This is a genomic window from Cypionkella aquatica, from assembly GCF_030161095.1.
GTDB lineage: Bacteria > Pseudomonadota > Alphaproteobacteria > Rhodobacterales > Rhodobacteraceae > Cypionkella > Cypionkella aquatica.
On record NZ_BSPP01000007.1, the window covers coordinates 475,895 to 491,516 of the forward strand.

A 15,622-nucleotide genomic window follows, 5' to 3' on the forward strand; every position below is an offset into this window, starting at 1 on the left:
CAAAAATCCAAAGCATGCGGCAGCGTAAAGCCCCGCGCTTTTGAGGCAGTTGCCACGATTTCGCCATAATGCAGCCGACACGGCCACGGATTTTGCATGCAAGCGCAGATAAACTGCGGCGCTGATCTTCCCTTTTGGAAAACTAAACCCAACTGTATAGATACTCGCCTGCGCCCGCCGCAGCGCCCCCTTTGCACAAAGTATCCCATGCAATATTCCATGCTCGATCTGTCGCCCGTGCCCGAGGGCCTTACTGTCGCCGACGCCTTGGCCAACACGCTTGACCTTGCGCGCCATGCCGAGACATGGGGCTATCACCGCTATTGGTTGGCCGAACATCACAACATGCCGGGGATCGCATCCGCCGCGACCTCTATCGTGATTGGCCATGTGGCAGCTGGCACCAAAACCATCCGGGTGGGGGCAGGGGGCATCATGCTGCCAAACCACGCGCCTTTGGTGATTGCCGAGCAATTCGGCACCCTTGCGACGCTGTTTCCTGGCCGGATTGATCTGGGCCTCGGCCGAGCGCCCGGCACCGATCAGGGCACCGCGCGCGCCCTGCGGCGCAATATGCAAGCCTCGGATCAGTTCCCCGAAGATGTGCTGGAGCTGATCAATTATCTTGATGCGCCTCACCCCGACGCCCGTATTCGCGCGGTGCCGGGCGAGGGGACGGAAGTGCCGGTCTGGATTTTGGGCTCAAGCATCTATGGCGCGCAGTTGGCGGCCTATCTGGGGTTGCCCTATGCTTTCGCCAGTCACTTTGCCCCGGCAATGCTGGCCGATGCACTCGCAACTTACCGTGCCACATTCCGCCCGTCGCAATTGCTGGAGAAGCCATATTTCATGCTGCTGGCGGGGGTGTCTGCGGCGGAGACCGACGCCGAGGCGGAATACCTGCGTTCTTCGCAAGTGTTGGCGTTTTCGCGGCTGCGCACCGGGCGGCCCGGCAAGCTGCCACGCCCTGTGCATGATTTGTCAGAAGTCTCGGCCCAGATGCGCGCCGAGGTCGAACATGCGCTGTCTTGCGCAGCGGTCGGATCTCCTGCGACCCTGCGCGGGCAGTTGGCGCAGTTGCTCGAAACCTATGCCCCGGATGAAATCATGTTGACCGGGATGATCCATGACCACCAAGCCCGCCTGCGGTCATTCGAGATTGCCGCTGAAGTTATGCGCGGGCTGTAAGGGCAGGGGCTTTGTAAATGCAACGGGGGTGCGGGTGGAGGTAACCCCCCGCTTGCTTCAGATGGCCAGTTGCTGGCCCAATTCCACCACCCGGTTCGACGGCAGGCAGTAGAACGCGGTCGCATCTGATGCGGATTTCGTCATAGAGATGAACACGCGCTCTTGCCAGAACGGCAAGCCATGGTTGCGGGCTGATCGGAATGTGCGCCGGTTCAAGAAGAACGAAGTCGTCATGATGTCGAATTTCTCGCCCCTGCGCCGCGCCAAAGCCAAGGCGCGCGGCACATTCGGGGTTTCCATATAGCCAAACATCAGCCGCACCCGCAGGAAATTATCCGACAACCGCTCCAGCGTGATGCGGTTTTCGTCATTGACCTTTGGCGTCGTCGCCACCCCAACCGTGACGATAAAGTTCTGGCTGTGCAAAACCCGGTTGTGCTTGAGATTATGCAGCAACGCCGAGGGCGCGGTATCGGGGTCTTGGGTCAGGAACACGGCGGTTCCGGGCACTTCGATCGGATGCGATTTCTCCAACATCTTGATCAGCTTGGGCAATGCCACCGCAGAATCGTGGGCTTTGCGTTGCACGTGCGCGGTGCCGCGCACCCATGTCCAGATCAGGAAACAAGAGGTCGCCGCCATGATCACTGGCACATAGCCGCCATCGGGCAGTTTGACGAGGTTTGCACCAAGGAACATCAGTTCGATGATGAAAATGGGCAGCAGAACCGCCACCACGCTCCAGATCGGCCATTTCCACGCCTTGAAGAACACGATGAACGCAAGGATCGTGGTGATCACCATATCGCCGGTCACGGCGATGCCGTAGGCCGAGGCAAGGTTTGACGATGATCCAAATGCCACCACAAGGCACAAAACCCCGACCATCAGGATCAGGTTGACCTTGGGCATGTAGATCTGGCCCAGTTGAGTCTCGGATGTGTGGCGGATTTCAAAGCGCGGCAGCAGGCCCATTTGCACGGCTTGGTGCATCATCGAAAATGCTCCGGAAATCACCGCTTGGCTGGCGATGATGGTTGCAGCCACCGACAGCAGCACCAAGGGCAGTAGCAATGCGGGCGGTGCCATCAGGAAGAACGGGTTCTCGAAGGTCTCGGGATGCGCCAAAACCAACGCACCTTGGCCAAGATAGGACAGTGTCAGGGCCGGGAACACCAGAAACGCCCAAGCCAGCCGGATCGGTTTGCGGCCAAAATGGCCCATATCGGCATAGAGCGCCTCACCACCGGTGACGGCCAGAAACACCGACCCCAGCACGAAGAATGAAGCCTTGCCGTTGGTGACCAGGAAATCCCCCGCATAGGCGGGATTAAACGCGTGCAGGATGCTGAGATCGTCGCTCAGATGGTAAATCCCCATCACCGCCATCACCACGAACCATGCCACCATGATTGGGCCGAACAGAATCGCCACCCGTTCGGTGCCTTGGCTTTGGAACAAGAACAGCCCCAGAATGATCAGCAAAGTCAGCGGCAACACGAACGGCCCCAACGAGGGCGCCACAAGATCCAGACCTTCAACCGCCGATAGCACCGACATTGCGGGCGTGATCATCGCATCGCCAAAGAACAGCGAGATCCCCACCACGCCAATTGCCAGCAACCAGCCCGGGCGCTTGTTCAGCGCGCGCTGCACCAAGGCCACCAAAGACAGGGTGCCGCCTTCGCCCTTGTTGTCAGCGCGCATGATCAGCGTGACATATTTCAGCGACACAATCAGGATCAGGGTCCAGATCAGCAGCGAGATCACCCCGATCACATCATCGCGAGACAGCCCGTCATAGCTGGCGGCATGCAGCGATTCCCGCATAGCGTACAGCGGACTGGTGCCGATATCGCCATAGACGACGCCGATGCAGCCGAGCACCAATTTACCCATGTTCTGAGTATGTTGATGCTCTGGGTGCGGGGGGACGGGCGTCGGGTTGGCAGCCCGATCGGTGGTTTCGTTTGCTGGGTTCATGACCTTCGATCGGAAACTCTTGCAGAGTTGCTGACTATACTGGCTTCGCGCAAAGGTCCAGCACTAGACGCGTGACGTGGGGTCGCAGCGACGATTGCGGGGCTGATCATTGCTGCGCGGATATCTGTGGGCTTGGGGTCAGCAGTTTGACAAACAGCGTTTGTAAAAAAGCGCCAGCTTCGGCGAAGGGGTCATGTTCTGGGCCGAGCACCGCGCGCACCTGCACATCGAAATCGGCATAATGCTGGGTCATTGCCCAGATTGAAAAGATCAGATGCACCGGCGGCAGTTGGGCGATGCGGCCCTGATCCATCCACATCTGCAACACTGCTGCCTTTTCATCGACAAGGGTTTTCAGATCGCCCTCGATCACCTCGCGCATCCGCGGCGCACCTTGCAGCATTTCATTGGCGAACAGCCGGCTTTCGCGGGGGAAATCGCGCGACAATTCCAGCTTGCGGTGAACATAGGCCATGATCTCGGCCACTGGGTCGCCCTCGGGATTCATCGCATGCAACGGGTCAAGCCAATTGCGCAAAAGCTGGTTCAGCAGGGCGGCATGCACTGCCTCTTTCGAGGGGAAATAATACAGCAGATTGGGCTTCGACAGCCCGGCCCCCTCCGCAATCATATCCAGCGTCGCGCCGCGAAAGCCGTGCTGCGAGAACACATCCAGTGCCGCATCCAGAATTGTGGTCGAGTTGCGCGCCTGAATTCGGGTTCTTGGTTTGGTCATTGCATGCGCCATCTTTTGCACCTTGGGGGGCAAGGGTGACGTAATATCGGGCAGGAAGTAAACCCCATTCGACCATCTGCCCTGTACGGTTCGCCCCCAAATCCCCCGCATTTTTGCGCCTTGACCCAAGGCCCGCAAGCCTTAGCCTTGCCACACGCCCGAACCGCCAACAGGAACGCCATATGCACCAAAGCTGCACCGCCACTCAGTTGATCGACGACGACCGCGTGCGCGTAACGCGGTTTGATTTCGCCCCCGGCGCGCAGACCGGCTGGCACCGCCACAGCATGGATTATGTGATCACCGCCGTTACCGATTGCCATATGCTGCTGGAAGAGCCCGGTGGCGGCACGCGTCAGGTGCTGGTGCCAGCGGGCACCGCCTACCGTCGCGTCGAAGGGATCGAGCATAACGTGATCAACGACGGCGATCAGGTGATGAGCTTTGTCGAGGTCGAGCTGAAATAAGCCTCACCCTGCCAGAAAAGCTTGCATGGCTGCCACCACCAGTGCGTGATCTTCAGCCTGCGGCAGACCCGAGACTGTGGCGCAAGCCACAACGCCGACACCAGCGACTTTGATCGGCACAGCGCCGCCGTTGTCGGCATAATCGGCCTCGGCCAGACCGTTGCGCGACAGCAGATGGCCTGCCTCGCGGTTGCGGGCACCGACAAGGAAAGACGGCAGCTGAAACAGCAGCGCCGTATTGCTTTTGCGCTTGATCCACAGATCATTCAGCGGTGCCGATCCCGGCAACGCCGCATGAAAATAGACCCGGTCTGGTGTGCGAATGTTGATCACCACCGGGGCGGTACCCGCCAACGCGATCAGCTGTGCGCCCAAAGCCTGCGCCTCGGCCTCGGCAAACCGCGGGAAGGTCAGAGCGGCATATTCGGCTTCAAGGCTGGCGCAGGTGGGTGTCATGTCAGGCTCCGGTCAGATCAGGGTAAGATACGGCAACTTCTGCAACGCAGGGCGCTGTGTCAATCGCATGCGCGATGGCGCTGGAATTTGCATCACGCAGTCCGCTGTCTCATGCAGCGCTTTGCCTCATGCAGCGCCAATCCCGCGCAGGATCATCGCCTTGACGCTGTCCTTCGCCTCGGCCCATTGCCGATCAGTCAGCGGGCCGCCGTTCAGAGTCTCAATCTGATGGCCGAAGTCAGCATAATGCTGGGTAGCCGCCCACAGCATATACAGCAGATGATCGGGATTCACCGCAGCCATCTGCCCCGCGTCAATCCAACCTTGGATCAGCGCCACCCGGCCTGCCGTCCAATCGCGCAACGTGGTTTCCAGATAATCCTGAATGACCGGCGCGCCATGCATCACTTCCGATGCCCAGACCTTCGAGCCATCAGGATGCCTGCGCGAAATCTCCATCTTGGCGTCAATATAAGCGCCGATGCCCTCAACCGGGCCGGGGGCGTTGTCCATGCTTTCCGCCGCATGCAGCCAGATATCGAAGATGTTCGACACCACCTTGCGGTACAGTTCTTCCTTGGTGGTGAAGTAATAATGCAGGTTGGCCTTAGGCAACCCCGCCACATCGGCGATCAGTTGCATCGTAGCCCCACCGAATCCGGCCTCGGCAAAGACTTTCTCGGCTGCCTGTAAAATCAGCTGTTCGTTCTGTTGGCGGATCTCATTGCGCCGGATTGGACGCAATGGCTCGGGGGCGGGCTGGGGCATGCGTTTAGCCTTCAGATTTTCGTTGACCGCTTGGTCAGGTTCTATAGCCTGATAGCTGACCATACGGTCAGGAAAAGATTCGCAGCAAGCGCGATCTGGGGCAACGTCCCCGCAGGGAGTTCACGATGACAATAGGCGCAAATCAGCGGATCAATGCAGCACGCCTGTGGGACAGCCTTGATGCGATGGCGCAGATCGGCCCCGGCGTGGCAGGCGGCAACAACCGCCAGACCCTGACCGATGCCGACAGCGCGGGCCGCCATTTGTTCGCCGATTGGTGCAAGGCTGCTGGAATGACGATGGGCGTTGACACCATGGGCAACATGTTCGCCACCCGCGCAGGCACCGATCCTGACGCTTTGCCTGTCTATATGGGGTCGCATCTCGACACGCAGCCCACCGGCGGCCGCTATGACGGCGTGCTCGGCGTGCTTGGGGCGTTAGAAGTGGTGCGCAGCCTGAACGACATGAACATCCAGACCCGCCACCCGATTGTGGTCACGAACTGGACCAACGAAGAAGGCGCACGCTTCGCCCCTGCCATGCTGGCCTCGGGCGTGTTTGCAGGCCTTCATACACAAGATTATGCCTATAACCGCACCGATATGGACGGCCTGCGCTTCGGCGATGAACTCGCCCGCATTGGCTGGGTCGGCGATGAAATCGTCGGTGCCCGCAAAATGCACGCCATGCTGGAGCTCCACATCGAGCAGGGACCGATCTTGGAGGCCGAGGGCAAGGAAATTGGCGTCGTGACCCACGGCCAAGGCCTGTGGTGGCTGGAAATCACCCTGACCGGCCGCGACGCCCATACTGGCTCGACGCCAATGGCGATGCGGGTGAACGCAGGCCTCGGGATGGCGCGGATCACCGAGCGCGTGCATCAGATCGCCATGGGTCATCAACCGGGGGCAGTGGGGGCTGTGGGGCAGGTCAAGGTCTTCCCCAATTCCCGCAACGTGATCCCCGGCAAAGTGATCTTCACCGTCGATATCCGTTCCCCCGATCAAACCAAACTCGACCTGATGCGCGGCGAAGTCGAACGCGCAGCCCATGCAGTTGCTGCCGAGCTGGGCCTAGGCTGCTCGATTGAGGCGGTCGGCCATTTCGACCCCGTCACCTTCGATGCAAACTTGGTGAACATCGTCCGCCAAAGCGCTGAAAAGCTGGGCTATTCCCATATGGACATCATCTCTGGCGCAGGCCACGACGCCTGCTGGATCAACCGCGTCGCCCCAACAGTGATGGTAATGTGTCCCTGTGTCGGAGGCTTGAGCCACAACGAGGCCGAAGAGATTTCCCCGGAATGGGCAGCAGCAGGGACGGATGTTCTGCTGCACGCCGTGCTGGAAGTGGCGGGGGTGGTGGGGTGAGTGCCGCCGAAGATCGCAAGTTGCGTGAGGAATACATTGCATTCGAGAAGTCGATGCGCATTTTTATGATGACCGTCGCAAAACGCATTGGATGGAAAAAGAATGGCAATTGCCTTTATTTGCAGTCAGGGCGTCTTTTCTTTGCTGCGCATCAGGTGCCTTTTCGTGATCAGCAAGGTGTACTGAAACTGAAAATGCTCGCGTCAGTCAAGCCTATGAAGCTAGATGACCTGCTATGGGACGTCCTGGACATCCCCGAGCACAATCGGACGCCGGTATCGTTGCGTGCGACATCTAGCTTTTGTTGTGGCGGTCTACCAATTGCCGCGTTTGTAGGGGATATTGATGATGTCGACAGTCTAATCGATTTTCTGCAATCAGCACTTCTCCAAGCTAGAGATTTGTTGGCCAGCCAAGATTTTTCAGATCTCTGTATAGGAGTGTTTGCTAATCCAGACAGTCATTCTGTCTACCCGCGTGGCGATTATTTATGGATTACATATGTTGTGGCCTTGCTTGCCGAAGACCATTTTGAAATAGCGGAGCGGGTTCTTGAGAGCTTCGACAAGAATCGCTGGGGCCTGATCGGCTCATTTTATCAAAGTGATCTACTAAGCACACCAGAGGGGAAAACTCCCACTCAATACACTTTCTCAGAAATGGTTCGAAATTACATTCGCGTCAGACCTTCCAACATTCCAAAGGTCGGACGACAACGAAGCGCTTATTCCCCTAAGACTCTATTTTGAGTAATCAAGAGGTATCACCCATGACCACAGTGATCAAAAACGGCACCATCGTTACCGCTGATCTGACCTACAAGGCCGATGTGCTGATCGACCAAGGCAAGATCACCCAGATCGGCATAGGCCTCAAAGGCGATCGCACCGTCGACGCCACGGGCTGCTTCGTCATGCCCGGCGGGATTGATCCGCACACGCATCTCGAAATGCCGTTCATGGGCACCTATTCGGCGGATGATTTTGAATCCGGCACGCGGGCGGCGCTTGCGGGCGGTACCACAATGGTCGTCGATTTCGTCCTTCCGGGGCAGGGGCAGGGGCTGATGGATGCCGCCCAGATGTGGCACAACAAATCAGGCCGCGCCAATTGCGACTATTCCTATCACATGGCGATCACCTGGTGGGGGCAGAAGGTGTGGGAGGATATGGAATTGTCGGTCAAGGCCGGCATGACCAGCTTCAAGCATTTCATGGCCTACAAAGGCGCGTTGATGGTCAATGATGATGAATTGTATCAATCCTTCAAACGGGTTGGCGATCTCGGTGGCCTTGCCATGGTCCATGCCGAAAACGGCGATGTGGTGGCGGAACTGACCGCCAAACTGCTGGCCGAGGGCAACACCGGCCCCGAAGCTCACGCCTATTCCCGCCCGCCGCAGGTGGAAGGTGAGGCCACCAACCGCGCCATTATGATCGCCGATATGGCAGGCGTGCCGCTTTATGTCGTGCATACCTCGTGCGAGGATGCCCACGAAGCCATCCGCCGCGCCCGCATGCAGGGCAAACGGGTCTGGGGCGAACCCCTGATCCAGCACCTGACGCTGGACGACAGCGAATACCAGAACCCAGATTGGGACCACGCCGCCCGCCGGGTGATGTCGCCGCCCTTCCGCAACAAACTGCATCAGGATAGCCTGTGGGCGGGCCTGCAATCGGGGTCTTTGTCGGTGGTGGCGACCGACCATTGCGCCTTCACCACCGAACAAAAACGTTACGGAGTCGGCAACTTCGCCAAGATCCCCAACGGCACCGGCGGGCTGGAGGACCGGATGCCGATGCTCTGGACGCATGGCGTTGGCATGGGGCGCCTGACGATGAACGAATTCGTCGCCGTCACCTCGACCAACATCGCCAAAATCCTGAACTGCTACCCGCAAAAAGGCGCTGTTCTGGTCGGCGCCGATGCCGATCTGGTGGTCTGGGATCCTGAAAAATCGAAAACCATCGGCGCCGCCAGTCAGCAATCCGCCATTGATTACAACGTGTTCGAGGGCAAAGTCGTCAAAGGCCTGCCGCGCTACACCCTGTCGCGCGGCGTGGTCTCGGTCGATGATGGCGAGATCAAAACCCGTGAAGGCCATGGCAAATTCATCGCCCGCGACCCCCGCCCCGCCGTCAACCGCGCCCTGAGTGCGTGGAAAGACCTGACCGCACCGCGGCCCGTGGCACGCTCGGGTATTCCGGCGACGGGGGTGTGATGCAAAGGGCACTCCCGATTGCGATGGCCTATCTGGCGACGGCTGCACTAATGCCCTTGCTTCTGCTCGGGGCAAGAATGTTCTGGTTTATTCCCACCCCGGAGCGCATAGGTTTTGTGTCCATACCGCAACTCTATTTTGCGATAGCCCTTATTGCCGCGATAATTTCGCTTCCTGGCTTCGCATTGGTCCGAGTTACCTTGTGGCGCATAAGTGCGAGATCGGTTTTCGCATTTGCGATAGGCGGTGCATTCGCCGGAATCCTTTCGGGCGTTATAGTTTGCTTGCCCGACCACCTTTGGGTTTTGTGGCGTTATAATTTGATCACAATGGCCGCAACTATTGGTGGATTGGGTGGAGTTATTTATTGTCAGATCGAAAGGGCGCTTATCAATGCCAGCATGTCAGCAAGCAATTCTTTGAATTCAGGAGCGAACGGCAAGTGAAAGACACTGTGGCCAACTCCCCCGTCATCGAAGCCCGCAACCTGCAACTGGTTTTCCAGACCAATGACGGGCCGGTGCAGGCGCTGAAGGATGTGAATCTCACCATCAACAAGGGCGATTTCGTTTCCTTCATCGGCCCAAGTGGCTGTGGCAAAACGACTTTCCTGCGCGCGATTGCTGCGCTGGAGACGCCCACTGGGGGCACGCTGACTGTTAACGGCCTGACCCCGGATGAGGCGCGGCGCAAGCGCGCTTATGGCTATGTGTTTCAGGCGGCGGGGCTTTATCCGTGGCGCACTATTGCTGGGAATATCAAGCTTCCTCTTGAAATCATTGGGTTTTCCAAGGCGGAACAGGCAAGCCGGGTGGAGCGGGTGCTGGAGCTGGTTGAACTCAAAGGCTTTGGCAAGAAATTCCCTTGGCAGCTTTCGGGGGGCATGCAGCAGCGCGCCAGTATCGCCCGCGCCCTCGCCTTTGATGCCGACATCCTGCTGATGGACGAACCCTTTGGTGCGCTGGATGAGATCGTGCGCGACCGGTTGAACGAAGAGGTGCTGAAGCTTTGGGCGCGCACCGGCAAAACCATTGGTTTTGTTACACATTCTATCCCCGAGGCGGTGTATCTGTCGACCAAGATCGTGGTGATGTCACCGCGCCCCGGTCGGATTACTGATGTAATTGACAGCCCTTTGCCGAAGGAGAGACCATTGGATATCCGCGATTCCAAGGAATTCATCGAGATTGCGCACCGGGTGCGCGAGGGTCTGCGGGCGGGTCATTCCGATGAATAGACCGCATTTGTTACCCAAAGATGAACGATATGGAAACCGTATGGGAAAGGGCCATATAGGGGCCTTACGCGTGATCGCGCTGGCGCTGCTGCTGGCGCTTGCATCGCCCGTCGCGGCAGAGACCGAAGTTGACGCCTATGGTCTGGGTTCTCATCCGCCAAAGCCCGAACATTGGGCCAAGATCGACGACGATCTGTCGATCCGTGCGCGGGTGGTGCATGACGCATCGGGCGCGCTGGCCGATGTGGTGCCGCGCCGCGAAGTCTTGCGGCTTGAGCTTGCGTTTTTCGCGCGCGAAGGTGCCGCCGACCGTGACGTTTCACTGCATTGCAAGGTGCATTTTGTTGATGCCACGGCCGAAAGCTCTGACTTTGTGAAGGATGTGCCTTGCTACAAGGGGCGTTTGCTGGATGCGGAAGGCACGTTTCAACCGCTGGACCTTGATCTGAGGTTTCGCCCCGTGGCCAGCGACCCTGCGGGCACCAGTGCGGTGATGGTGCGCGTCAATGACAGCGTGGTCAAAGATGGCGTGACGCTCTGGGCGACCTATGACTGGCAGGGGGGCAAAAGATGAGCCTTGTGACGCTGGCGTGGCTGGCCGCCTCGACCGCCGTGTTTGTCGCGGCGAACGGCGTGCTGAAGACCTATGCGCAGCAGGGCGGTATTTGGGTGCTGGCCGGGGCGCTGGCTTTGTTCTGTCTGGGCAATACGCTGATGGTGCAGGTGATGCGCGGCAACGGCCTTGGCGTGGCGATTGCCTTGTCGGTGGTGTTTCAACTGGTGGCGATCACGGCGATGGCGATGGTGGTGTTTGGCGAAAAGCCCAGTCCGTTGCAATTGGCCGGGATGGCTTTGGGCGTGGTCGCCGTGTTGATGATCGCATGGCCGGGGGGGCAGGCATGAGGCGCGCGGCCCCGATCCTGACTGTCCTTCTGATCATCGTCGCGGTCTGGTACGCGGCGGCGATCTGGATGAACGCGCCTTGGGCCTATGATCAGGCGGCGCGTGCAGAGCAGGCGGCCCCAACATTGCTGCAACTGCCCGGGCTGACGCTGGATCAGGACCGCCCGGTGTTGCCAAGCCCGCATCAGGTGTTCTCGGAATTGGTCAAATCCACGCTTGGCCTTGCGCCAAGTTCTAAGAAATCGCTGGTCTATCACGCTTGGGTGACGATTTCCGGCACTCTGCTGGGCTTTGCGATGGGCACGACGTTGGGCGTCTTGCTGGCAGTTGGCATCGTTTACAACCGCGCGATGGAGATGAGCGTTTTGCCTTGGGCGATTGCCAGCCAGATGGTGCCGATCATCGCATTGGCGCCGATGCTGGCGGTGGTGATGAACGCGGTGGGGGCGACGCCACTGATGACCAAGGCGGTGATCTCGGCTTACCTCTCATTCTTCCCGGTGGTGGTGGGCATGGTGAAAGGCCTGCGCAGCCCGGATGCGATGCAGCTTGATCTGCTGCAAACCTATGCCACCCCCGGCAGTGCTGTGTTCTGGAAACTGCGGCTGCCGTCCTCGATGCCCTACTTCTTTGCAAGCGTGAAGGTGGCGATTGCCGCAAGCCTTGTCGGCGCGATTGTGGCCGAGTTGAACCAGCAAGCCGGGCTTGGCGCGCGGCTGTTGCAGGGGTCTTATTACGGCCAGACCACGCAAATCTGGGCGGCTTTGTTCCTGTCGGCGATCTTGGCGGCGGTGCTGGTGATGTTGGCCGGGCGGATTGAGGGGCGTGTGCTGAAGAGGATGGGGATGGCACGATGAGCTGGATTGTGGACCCAAGGTTGTGGTGTTTGCTGGCGTTCTGGGTTGGCACTTGGTTGCTGAATTCCGAACTCTCGAAGGCGCGCGCGTCTTGGGTGCGCTATGCGGTGCCATTGGTGTTCGGTGTGGCGGTGCTGGTGCTGTGGCAGGCAGGGGTGACGGCTTACGGCGTCAACAAGATCATCCTGCCACCGCCGAGTGATGTGATCGCGCGGATCGGAACCAGCGGGCCGACGCTTTGGGCCGATGTGGTGCAAACCTTCTTCAAGGGCGCTTTGTCGGGCTATGCGATTGGCTGCGCGGCGGCGATCCTGACCGCCGTGGCCATCGACCGCTCGCCGTTCCTGCAAGCGGGGTTGTTGCCGGTGGGGAATTTTGTTGCAGCCCTGCCGATTGTTGGCATCGCGCCTATTCTGGTGATGTGGTTCGGCTTTGACTGGCAATCGAAGGCGGCGGTCGTGGTGGTGATGGTGTTCTTTCCGGTGCTGGTGAACACGATTGCGGGGCTTGCGGCCAGTGACACCATGCAGCGCGATCTGATGGCGACCTATTCGGCCAGCTACTGGCAGACGCTGTTCAAGCTGCGCCTGCCTGCCGCGATGCCGTTTATCTTCAACGGGCTGAAAATTGCGACAACTCTGGCGCTGATCGGCGCGATTGTTGCTGAATTTTTCGGCAGCCCTATCGTGGGCATGGGATTCCGCATCGTGGCCGAGGTTGGGCGCTCGAATCCCGACATGGTTTGGGCCGAGATTGCGGTGGCGGCTTTGGCGGGATCGGCGTTCTATGGGCTGGTCGCGCTGATCGAGAAACGGGTGACGTTCTGGCATCCGTCACAACGAAACTGAGACTTGCGAAACTGAGACTTGCGAAACCAAAACGCCCAAAACCGGGCATCAACTTGGAGGTTGAGAATGAAAAAGCTACTGACATCGGCGCTGTTTCTGGCATTTGCCGGCAGCGCACAGGCAGCCGATGATGTGACGCTGCAACTGAAATGGGTCACCCAAGGCCAGTTCGCGGGCTACTACGTCGCTGCCGCGAAAGGGTTTTACGAGGAAGAGGGCCTGAACGTCACCATTCTGCCGGGTGGCCCGGATGTAGCCCCAACCCAAGTCATCGCGGGCGGTGGCGCGGATGTGGTGATCGACTGGATGCCCTCGGCCCTCGCTGCGCGCGAAAAGGGTCTGGCGCTGGTCAATATCGCGCAACCGTTCAAATCCTCGGGCATGATGCTGACGTGCCTGAAGGAATCTGGCGTCGCGACCCCTGCGGATTTCCCCGATAAAACCTTGGGCGTCTGGTTTGGTGGCAACGAATATCCGTTCCTGAACTGGATGAACAAGCTGGCGCTGAAAACCGATGGCTCGGCAGGCGGTGTGACTGTTTTGAAGCAGGGCTTCAACGTCGATCCACTGCTGCAAAAGCAGGCGGCTTGCATATCGACCATGACCTATAACGAATATTGGCAGGTGATTGATGCCGGTGTGAAGCCGGAAGATCTGGTGACCTTCAAATATGAAGACGAAGGTGTGGCGACGCTGGAAGACGGGCTTTACGTCATGGAAGACAAGCTGGCTGACCCGGCGTTTGAAGACAAAATGGTGCGCTTCGTGCGCGCCTCGATGAAGGGCTGGAAATACGCCGAAGCCAATGGCGATGAGGCAGCCCAGATCGTGATCGACAATGACGCGACGGGTGCGCAAACCATCGAGCATCAAAAGCGCATGGTGGCCGAGATTGGCAAGCTGACCGCTGGCAGCAATGGCGCGCTGGACGAGGCCGATTACAAGCGCACAGTGGCGGCGCTGATGTCGGGTGGTTCTGATCCGGTGATCACCAAGGAACCCACCGGCGCTTGGACGCATGTGGTGACGGACAAGGCGCTGCAATAAGCTTTTGCGGGTTTGAGTAAGACGGGCGCGGGGGAAACCTCGCGCCCGTTTTGGTTTTGTCCAGAGTGCACACCGCATTTGGCTGATCGGGGAAAGCAAACTCTCCGGCGGAGAGTTTGCCCGGCCACGCAAGAGCGTTTGTTGAGACCGCTTCAAGCACCCCTGACAGAGGGCAGGCGCTGCCCGGAGGCGTGGGCCTGCGGGGGCAGGCTGAAACCGAGCGCACCGCCATCGCGCCGTTGTAAACTTTTCCATTTCCTGTAAATCTTGCGCCAGCATCAGGAGTTACGCCATGCCGATCTCTGCCCTGACCGGAAGCCGCCTGCGAGAGCGGCGCGTGGCGTTGGGGCTGCGGCAGGCAGATCTGGCCGAGACCGTGGGAATTTCGGCGTCTTATCTGAACCTGATTGAACACAACCGCCGCCGCATTGGCGATGCGCTGCTTGCGCGGCTGGCGCAGGCTTTGGGGCAACCTGTGGAGGCGTTTCAAGAGGGCATCGCGGCGGCGGTTCTGGATGATCTGCGTGCGGCGGCAGGGCGGTTGCCGGGGGCCGAGATCGACCGATCCGAGGATTTTGCCGGGCGTTTTCCGGGCTGGGCCGCCACGGTGATTGGGCTGCATCAGCGCGTGGCGGGGCTGGAGCGGGCCTTGGAGGCGATGAGTGACCGCATGAGCCAAGACCCGCATCTGTCTGCCAGTCTGCACGAAGTGCTGTCGGCGGTGGCCTCGGTGCGATCAACCGCGGCGATTTTGGCGGAAACGCAGGATATCGAGCCGGAATGGCAGGCGCGGTTTTTGGGCAATCTGCAGGATGACAGCAAGCGGCTCGCCTTGGGGGCCGAGGCTTTGGTGCGCTATCTCGATACGGCGGGGCAGGCGGAAGAGCAGGGTCTGGCCTCGCCACAAGAAGAGTTGGAGGCTTGGCTGGCCAGCACCGATTGGCAGGGGGCGGACACGCGGGGGCTGGTTTCAGCGGCGGCGCGGCACATGGCGGATCAGTGGCGCGCGCAGGCGGCGCGCGATCTGGCGGCCTATCCTGCGGCGGGGTTTGCGGCTGTGGTGGCCGAAAGTGGCAGCGATCCGGTGGCTGTGGCTGCGCGGTTTGGCGGCGATGTCTTGGCAGCATTCCGGCGGATCGCTTTGCAGCCGGGGCTGCAGGCGGGGCTGGTGGTCTGCGACGCTTCGGGGACACTGACCTTTCGCAAGCCGCTGGCGGGCTTTGGCTTGCCGCGCTTTGGTGCCGCTTGCCCGCTGTGGCCCCTGTTTGCAGCACTTTCACGCCCCATGACTCCGATTGAAATGGTGGTCGAGACCGCAGGCCCGGTGCCTGCGCGGTTTCGGGTGCGCGCCTTCTGTCAGCCGCGGTTTCCGCAAGGATCGCGCGGGCCGGAATTGCGCGAGGCGGCGATGTTGATTTTGCCCGAGCAGGGCCGGGCGGGCGAGGCTTTGCCGATTGGGTCAACCTGCCGGATTTGTCAGCGCCATGCCTGTGCGGCACGGCGCGAGCCTTCGATCTTGCAGGGCTGAGAAAGCGGGC

The 15,622-nt window shown here is 59.8% G+C and carries 17 protein-coding genes; 13 read left to right on the top strand and 4 right to left on the bottom strand.

Going from position 1 to position 15,622, the window contains the following annotated elements; genetic code table 11:
• Window positions 1–207 precede the first annotated feature (207 nt).
• Window positions 208–1,188 carry an LLM class flavin-dependent oxidoreductase gene (locus tag QQJ98_RS10855; protein ID WP_284325352.1) on the top strand — a complete coding sequence of 327 codons (981 nt, stop codon included), beginning with the start codon at window positions 208–210 and terminating at the stop codon, window positions 1,186–1,188.
• Window positions 1,189–1,245: 57 nt separating this feature from the next.
• Here QQJ98_RS10855 and QQJ98_RS10860 read toward each other — a convergent pair whose 3' ends face one another.
• Together QQJ98_RS10860 and QQJ98_RS10865 are read right to left on the bottom strand one after the other, a co-directional pair.
• Window positions 1,246–3,171: a potassium transporter Kup gene (locus tag QQJ98_RS10860; RefSeq protein ID WP_284325353.1), complete on the bottom strand. Its 1,926-nt coding sequence runs from the start codon at window positions 3,169–3,171 to the stop codon at window positions 1,246–1,248.
• Between the two features lie 106 nt (window positions 3,172–3,277).
• Window positions 3,278–3,907, bottom strand: coding sequence for a TetR family transcriptional regulator C-terminal domain-containing protein (locus tag QQJ98_RS10865; protein WP_284325354.1), 630 nt, complete (start codon window positions 3,905–3,907; stop codon window positions 3,278–3,280).
• 182 nt (window positions 3,908–4,089) lie between these two features.
• On the opposite strand from QQJ98_RS10865, the gene QQJ98_RS10870 reads away from it, so the two are divergent.
• Entirely contained in the window at window positions 4,090–4,374 is a 285-nt protein-coding gene (locus QQJ98_RS10870) for a cupin domain-containing protein (protein ID WP_284325355.1), read from the top strand.
• Between the two features lie 3 nt (window positions 4,375–4,377).
• Here the strand turns inward: QQJ98_RS10870 and QQJ98_RS10875 are convergent, their stop codons facing one another.
• Window positions 4,378–4,830: a heme-degrading domain-containing protein gene (locus tag QQJ98_RS10875; protein ID WP_284325356.1), complete on the bottom strand. Its 453-nt coding sequence runs from the start codon at window positions 4,828–4,830 to the stop codon at window positions 4,378–4,380.
• Window positions 4,831–4,956: 126 nt separating this feature from the next.
• The gene (locus QQJ98_RS10880; protein ID WP_284325357.1) at window positions 4,957–5,598 is read right to left on the bottom strand and encodes a TetR/AcrR family transcriptional regulator; all 642 of its coding nucleotides are present in this window, start codon (window positions 5,596–5,598) and stop codon (window positions 4,957–4,959) included.
• A gap of 125 nt (window positions 5,599–5,723) precedes the next feature.
• Here QQJ98_RS10880 and QQJ98_RS10885 point away from each other — a divergent pair, with 125 nt between their 5' ends.
• From QQJ98_RS10885 to QQJ98_RS10935, 11 genes are all read left to right on the top strand, one after another.
• Window positions 5,724–6,971 (top strand): Zn-dependent hydrolase, encoded by a 1,248-nt coding sequence (locus QQJ98_RS10885; RefSeq protein ID WP_284325358.1) that lies wholly within the window; start codon window positions 5,724–5,726, stop codon window positions 6,969–6,971.
• Window positions 6,968–7,720 (top strand): hypothetical protein, encoded by a 753-nt coding sequence (locus QQJ98_RS10890; RefSeq protein WP_284325359.1) that lies wholly within the window; start codon window positions 6,968–6,970, stop codon window positions 7,718–7,720. The genes QQJ98_RS10885 and QQJ98_RS10890 overlap by 4 nt, the downstream gene beginning before the upstream one ends.
• A 20-nt stretch (window positions 7,721–7,740) precedes the next feature.
• Window positions 7,741–9,192, top strand: coding sequence for a dihydropyrimidinase (gene hydA, locus QQJ98_RS10895; protein WP_284325360.1), 1,452 nt, complete (start codon window positions 7,741–7,743; stop codon window positions 9,190–9,192).
• On the top strand, window positions 9,192–9,638 hold the full coding sequence (locus QQJ98_RS10900) for a hypothetical protein (protein WP_284325361.1): 447 nt from the start codon (window positions 9,192–9,194) through the stop codon (window positions 9,636–9,638). The genes hydA and QQJ98_RS10900 overlap by 1 nt, the downstream gene beginning before the upstream one ends.
• Entirely contained in the window at window positions 9,635–10,429 is a 795-nt protein-coding gene (locus tag QQJ98_RS10905; protein WP_284325362.1) for an ABC transporter ATP-binding protein, read from the top strand. Before QQJ98_RS10900 ends, QQJ98_RS10905 begins: the two co-directional genes overlap by 4 nt.
• 70 nt (window positions 10,430–10,499) lie before the next feature.
• Window positions 10,500–11,003, top strand: a complete 504-nt coding sequence (locus QQJ98_RS10910; RefSeq protein WP_284325363.1) for a hypothetical protein — start codon at window positions 10,500–10,502, stop codon at window positions 11,001–11,003.
• Window positions 11,000–11,332 carry a DMT family transporter gene (locus QQJ98_RS10915; protein ID WP_284325364.1) on the top strand — a complete coding sequence of 111 codons (333 nt, stop codon included), beginning with the start codon at window positions 11,000–11,002 and terminating at the stop codon, window positions 11,330–11,332. Before QQJ98_RS10910 ends, QQJ98_RS10915 begins: the two co-directional genes overlap by 4 nt.
• A complete protein-coding gene (locus QQJ98_RS10920) occupies window positions 11,329–12,189 on the top strand; it encodes an ABC transporter permease (protein ID WP_284325365.1) in 861 nt (286 codons plus the stop codon). The genes QQJ98_RS10915 and QQJ98_RS10920 overlap by 4 nt, the downstream gene beginning before the upstream one ends.
• Window positions 12,186–13,037, top strand: coding sequence for an ABC transporter permease (locus QQJ98_RS10925; protein WP_284325366.1), 852 nt, complete (start codon window positions 12,186–12,188; stop codon window positions 13,035–13,037). Before QQJ98_RS10920 ends, QQJ98_RS10925 begins: the two co-directional genes overlap by 4 nt.
• A gap of 66 nt (window positions 13,038–13,103) precedes the next feature.
• On the top strand, window positions 13,104–14,084 hold the full coding sequence (locus QQJ98_RS10930) for an ABC transporter substrate-binding protein (RefSeq protein WP_284325367.1): 981 nt from the start codon (window positions 13,104–13,106) through the stop codon (window positions 14,082–14,084).
• A 292-nt stretch (window positions 14,085–14,376) separates the two neighbouring features.
• The gene (locus tag QQJ98_RS10935) at window positions 14,377–15,612 is read left to right on the top strand and encodes a helix-turn-helix transcriptional regulator (protein WP_284325368.1); all 1,236 of its coding nucleotides are present in this window, start codon (window positions 14,377–14,379) and stop codon (window positions 15,610–15,612) included.
• Window positions 15,613–15,622 lie beyond the last annotated feature (10 nt).

Bases quoted from the DNA above. Each gene is read 5' to 3' on its own strand.
- QQJ98_RS10855 (WP_284325352.1), top strand. From the start codon at position 208: ATGCAATATTCCATGCTCGATCTGTCGCCCGTGCCCGAGGGCCTTACT.
- QQJ98_RS10860 (WP_284325353.1), bottom strand. From the start codon at position 3,171: ATGAACCCAGCAAACGAAACCACCGATCGGGCTGCCAACCCGACGCCC.
- QQJ98_RS10865 (WP_284325354.1), bottom strand. From the start codon at position 3,907: ATGACCAAACCAAGAACCCGAATTCAGGCGCGCAACTCGACCACAATT.
- QQJ98_RS10870 (WP_284325355.1), top strand. From the start codon at position 4,090: ATGCACCAAAGCTGCACCGCCACTCAGTTGATCGACGACGACCGCGTG.
- QQJ98_RS10875 (WP_284325356.1), bottom strand. From the start codon at position 4,830: ATGACACCCACCTGCGCCAGCCTTGAAGCCGAATATGCCGCTCTGACC.
- QQJ98_RS10880 (WP_284325357.1), bottom strand. From the start codon at position 5,598: ATGCCCCAGCCCGCCCCCGAGCCATTGCGTCCAATCCGGCGCAATGAG.
- QQJ98_RS10885 (WP_284325358.1), top strand. From the start codon at position 5,724: ATGACAATAGGCGCAAATCAGCGGATCAATGCAGCACGCCTGTGGGAC.
- hydA (WP_284325360.1), top strand. From the start codon at position 7,741: ATGACCACAGTGATCAAAAACGGCACCATCGTTACCGCTGATCTGACC.
- QQJ98_RS10900 (WP_284325361.1), top strand. From the start codon at position 9,192: ATGCAAAGGGCACTCCCGATTGCGATGGCCTATCTGGCGACGGCTGCA.
- QQJ98_RS10915 (WP_284325364.1), top strand. From the start codon at position 11,000: ATGAGCCTTGTGACGCTGGCGTGGCTGGCCGCCTCGACCGCCGTGTTT.
- QQJ98_RS10920 (WP_284325365.1), top strand. From the start codon at position 11,329: ATGAGGCGCGCGGCCCCGATCCTGACTGTCCTTCTGATCATCGTCGCG.
- QQJ98_RS10925 (WP_284325366.1), top strand. From the start codon at position 12,186: ATGAGCTGGATTGTGGACCCAAGGTTGTGGTGTTTGCTGGCGTTCTGG.
- QQJ98_RS10930 (WP_284325367.1), top strand. From the start codon at position 13,104: ATGAAAAAGCTACTGACATCGGCGCTGTTTCTGGCATTTGCCGGCAGC.
- QQJ98_RS10935 (WP_284325368.1), top strand. From the start codon at position 14,377: ATGCCGATCTCTGCCCTGACCGGAAGCCGCCTGCGAGAGCGGCGCGTG.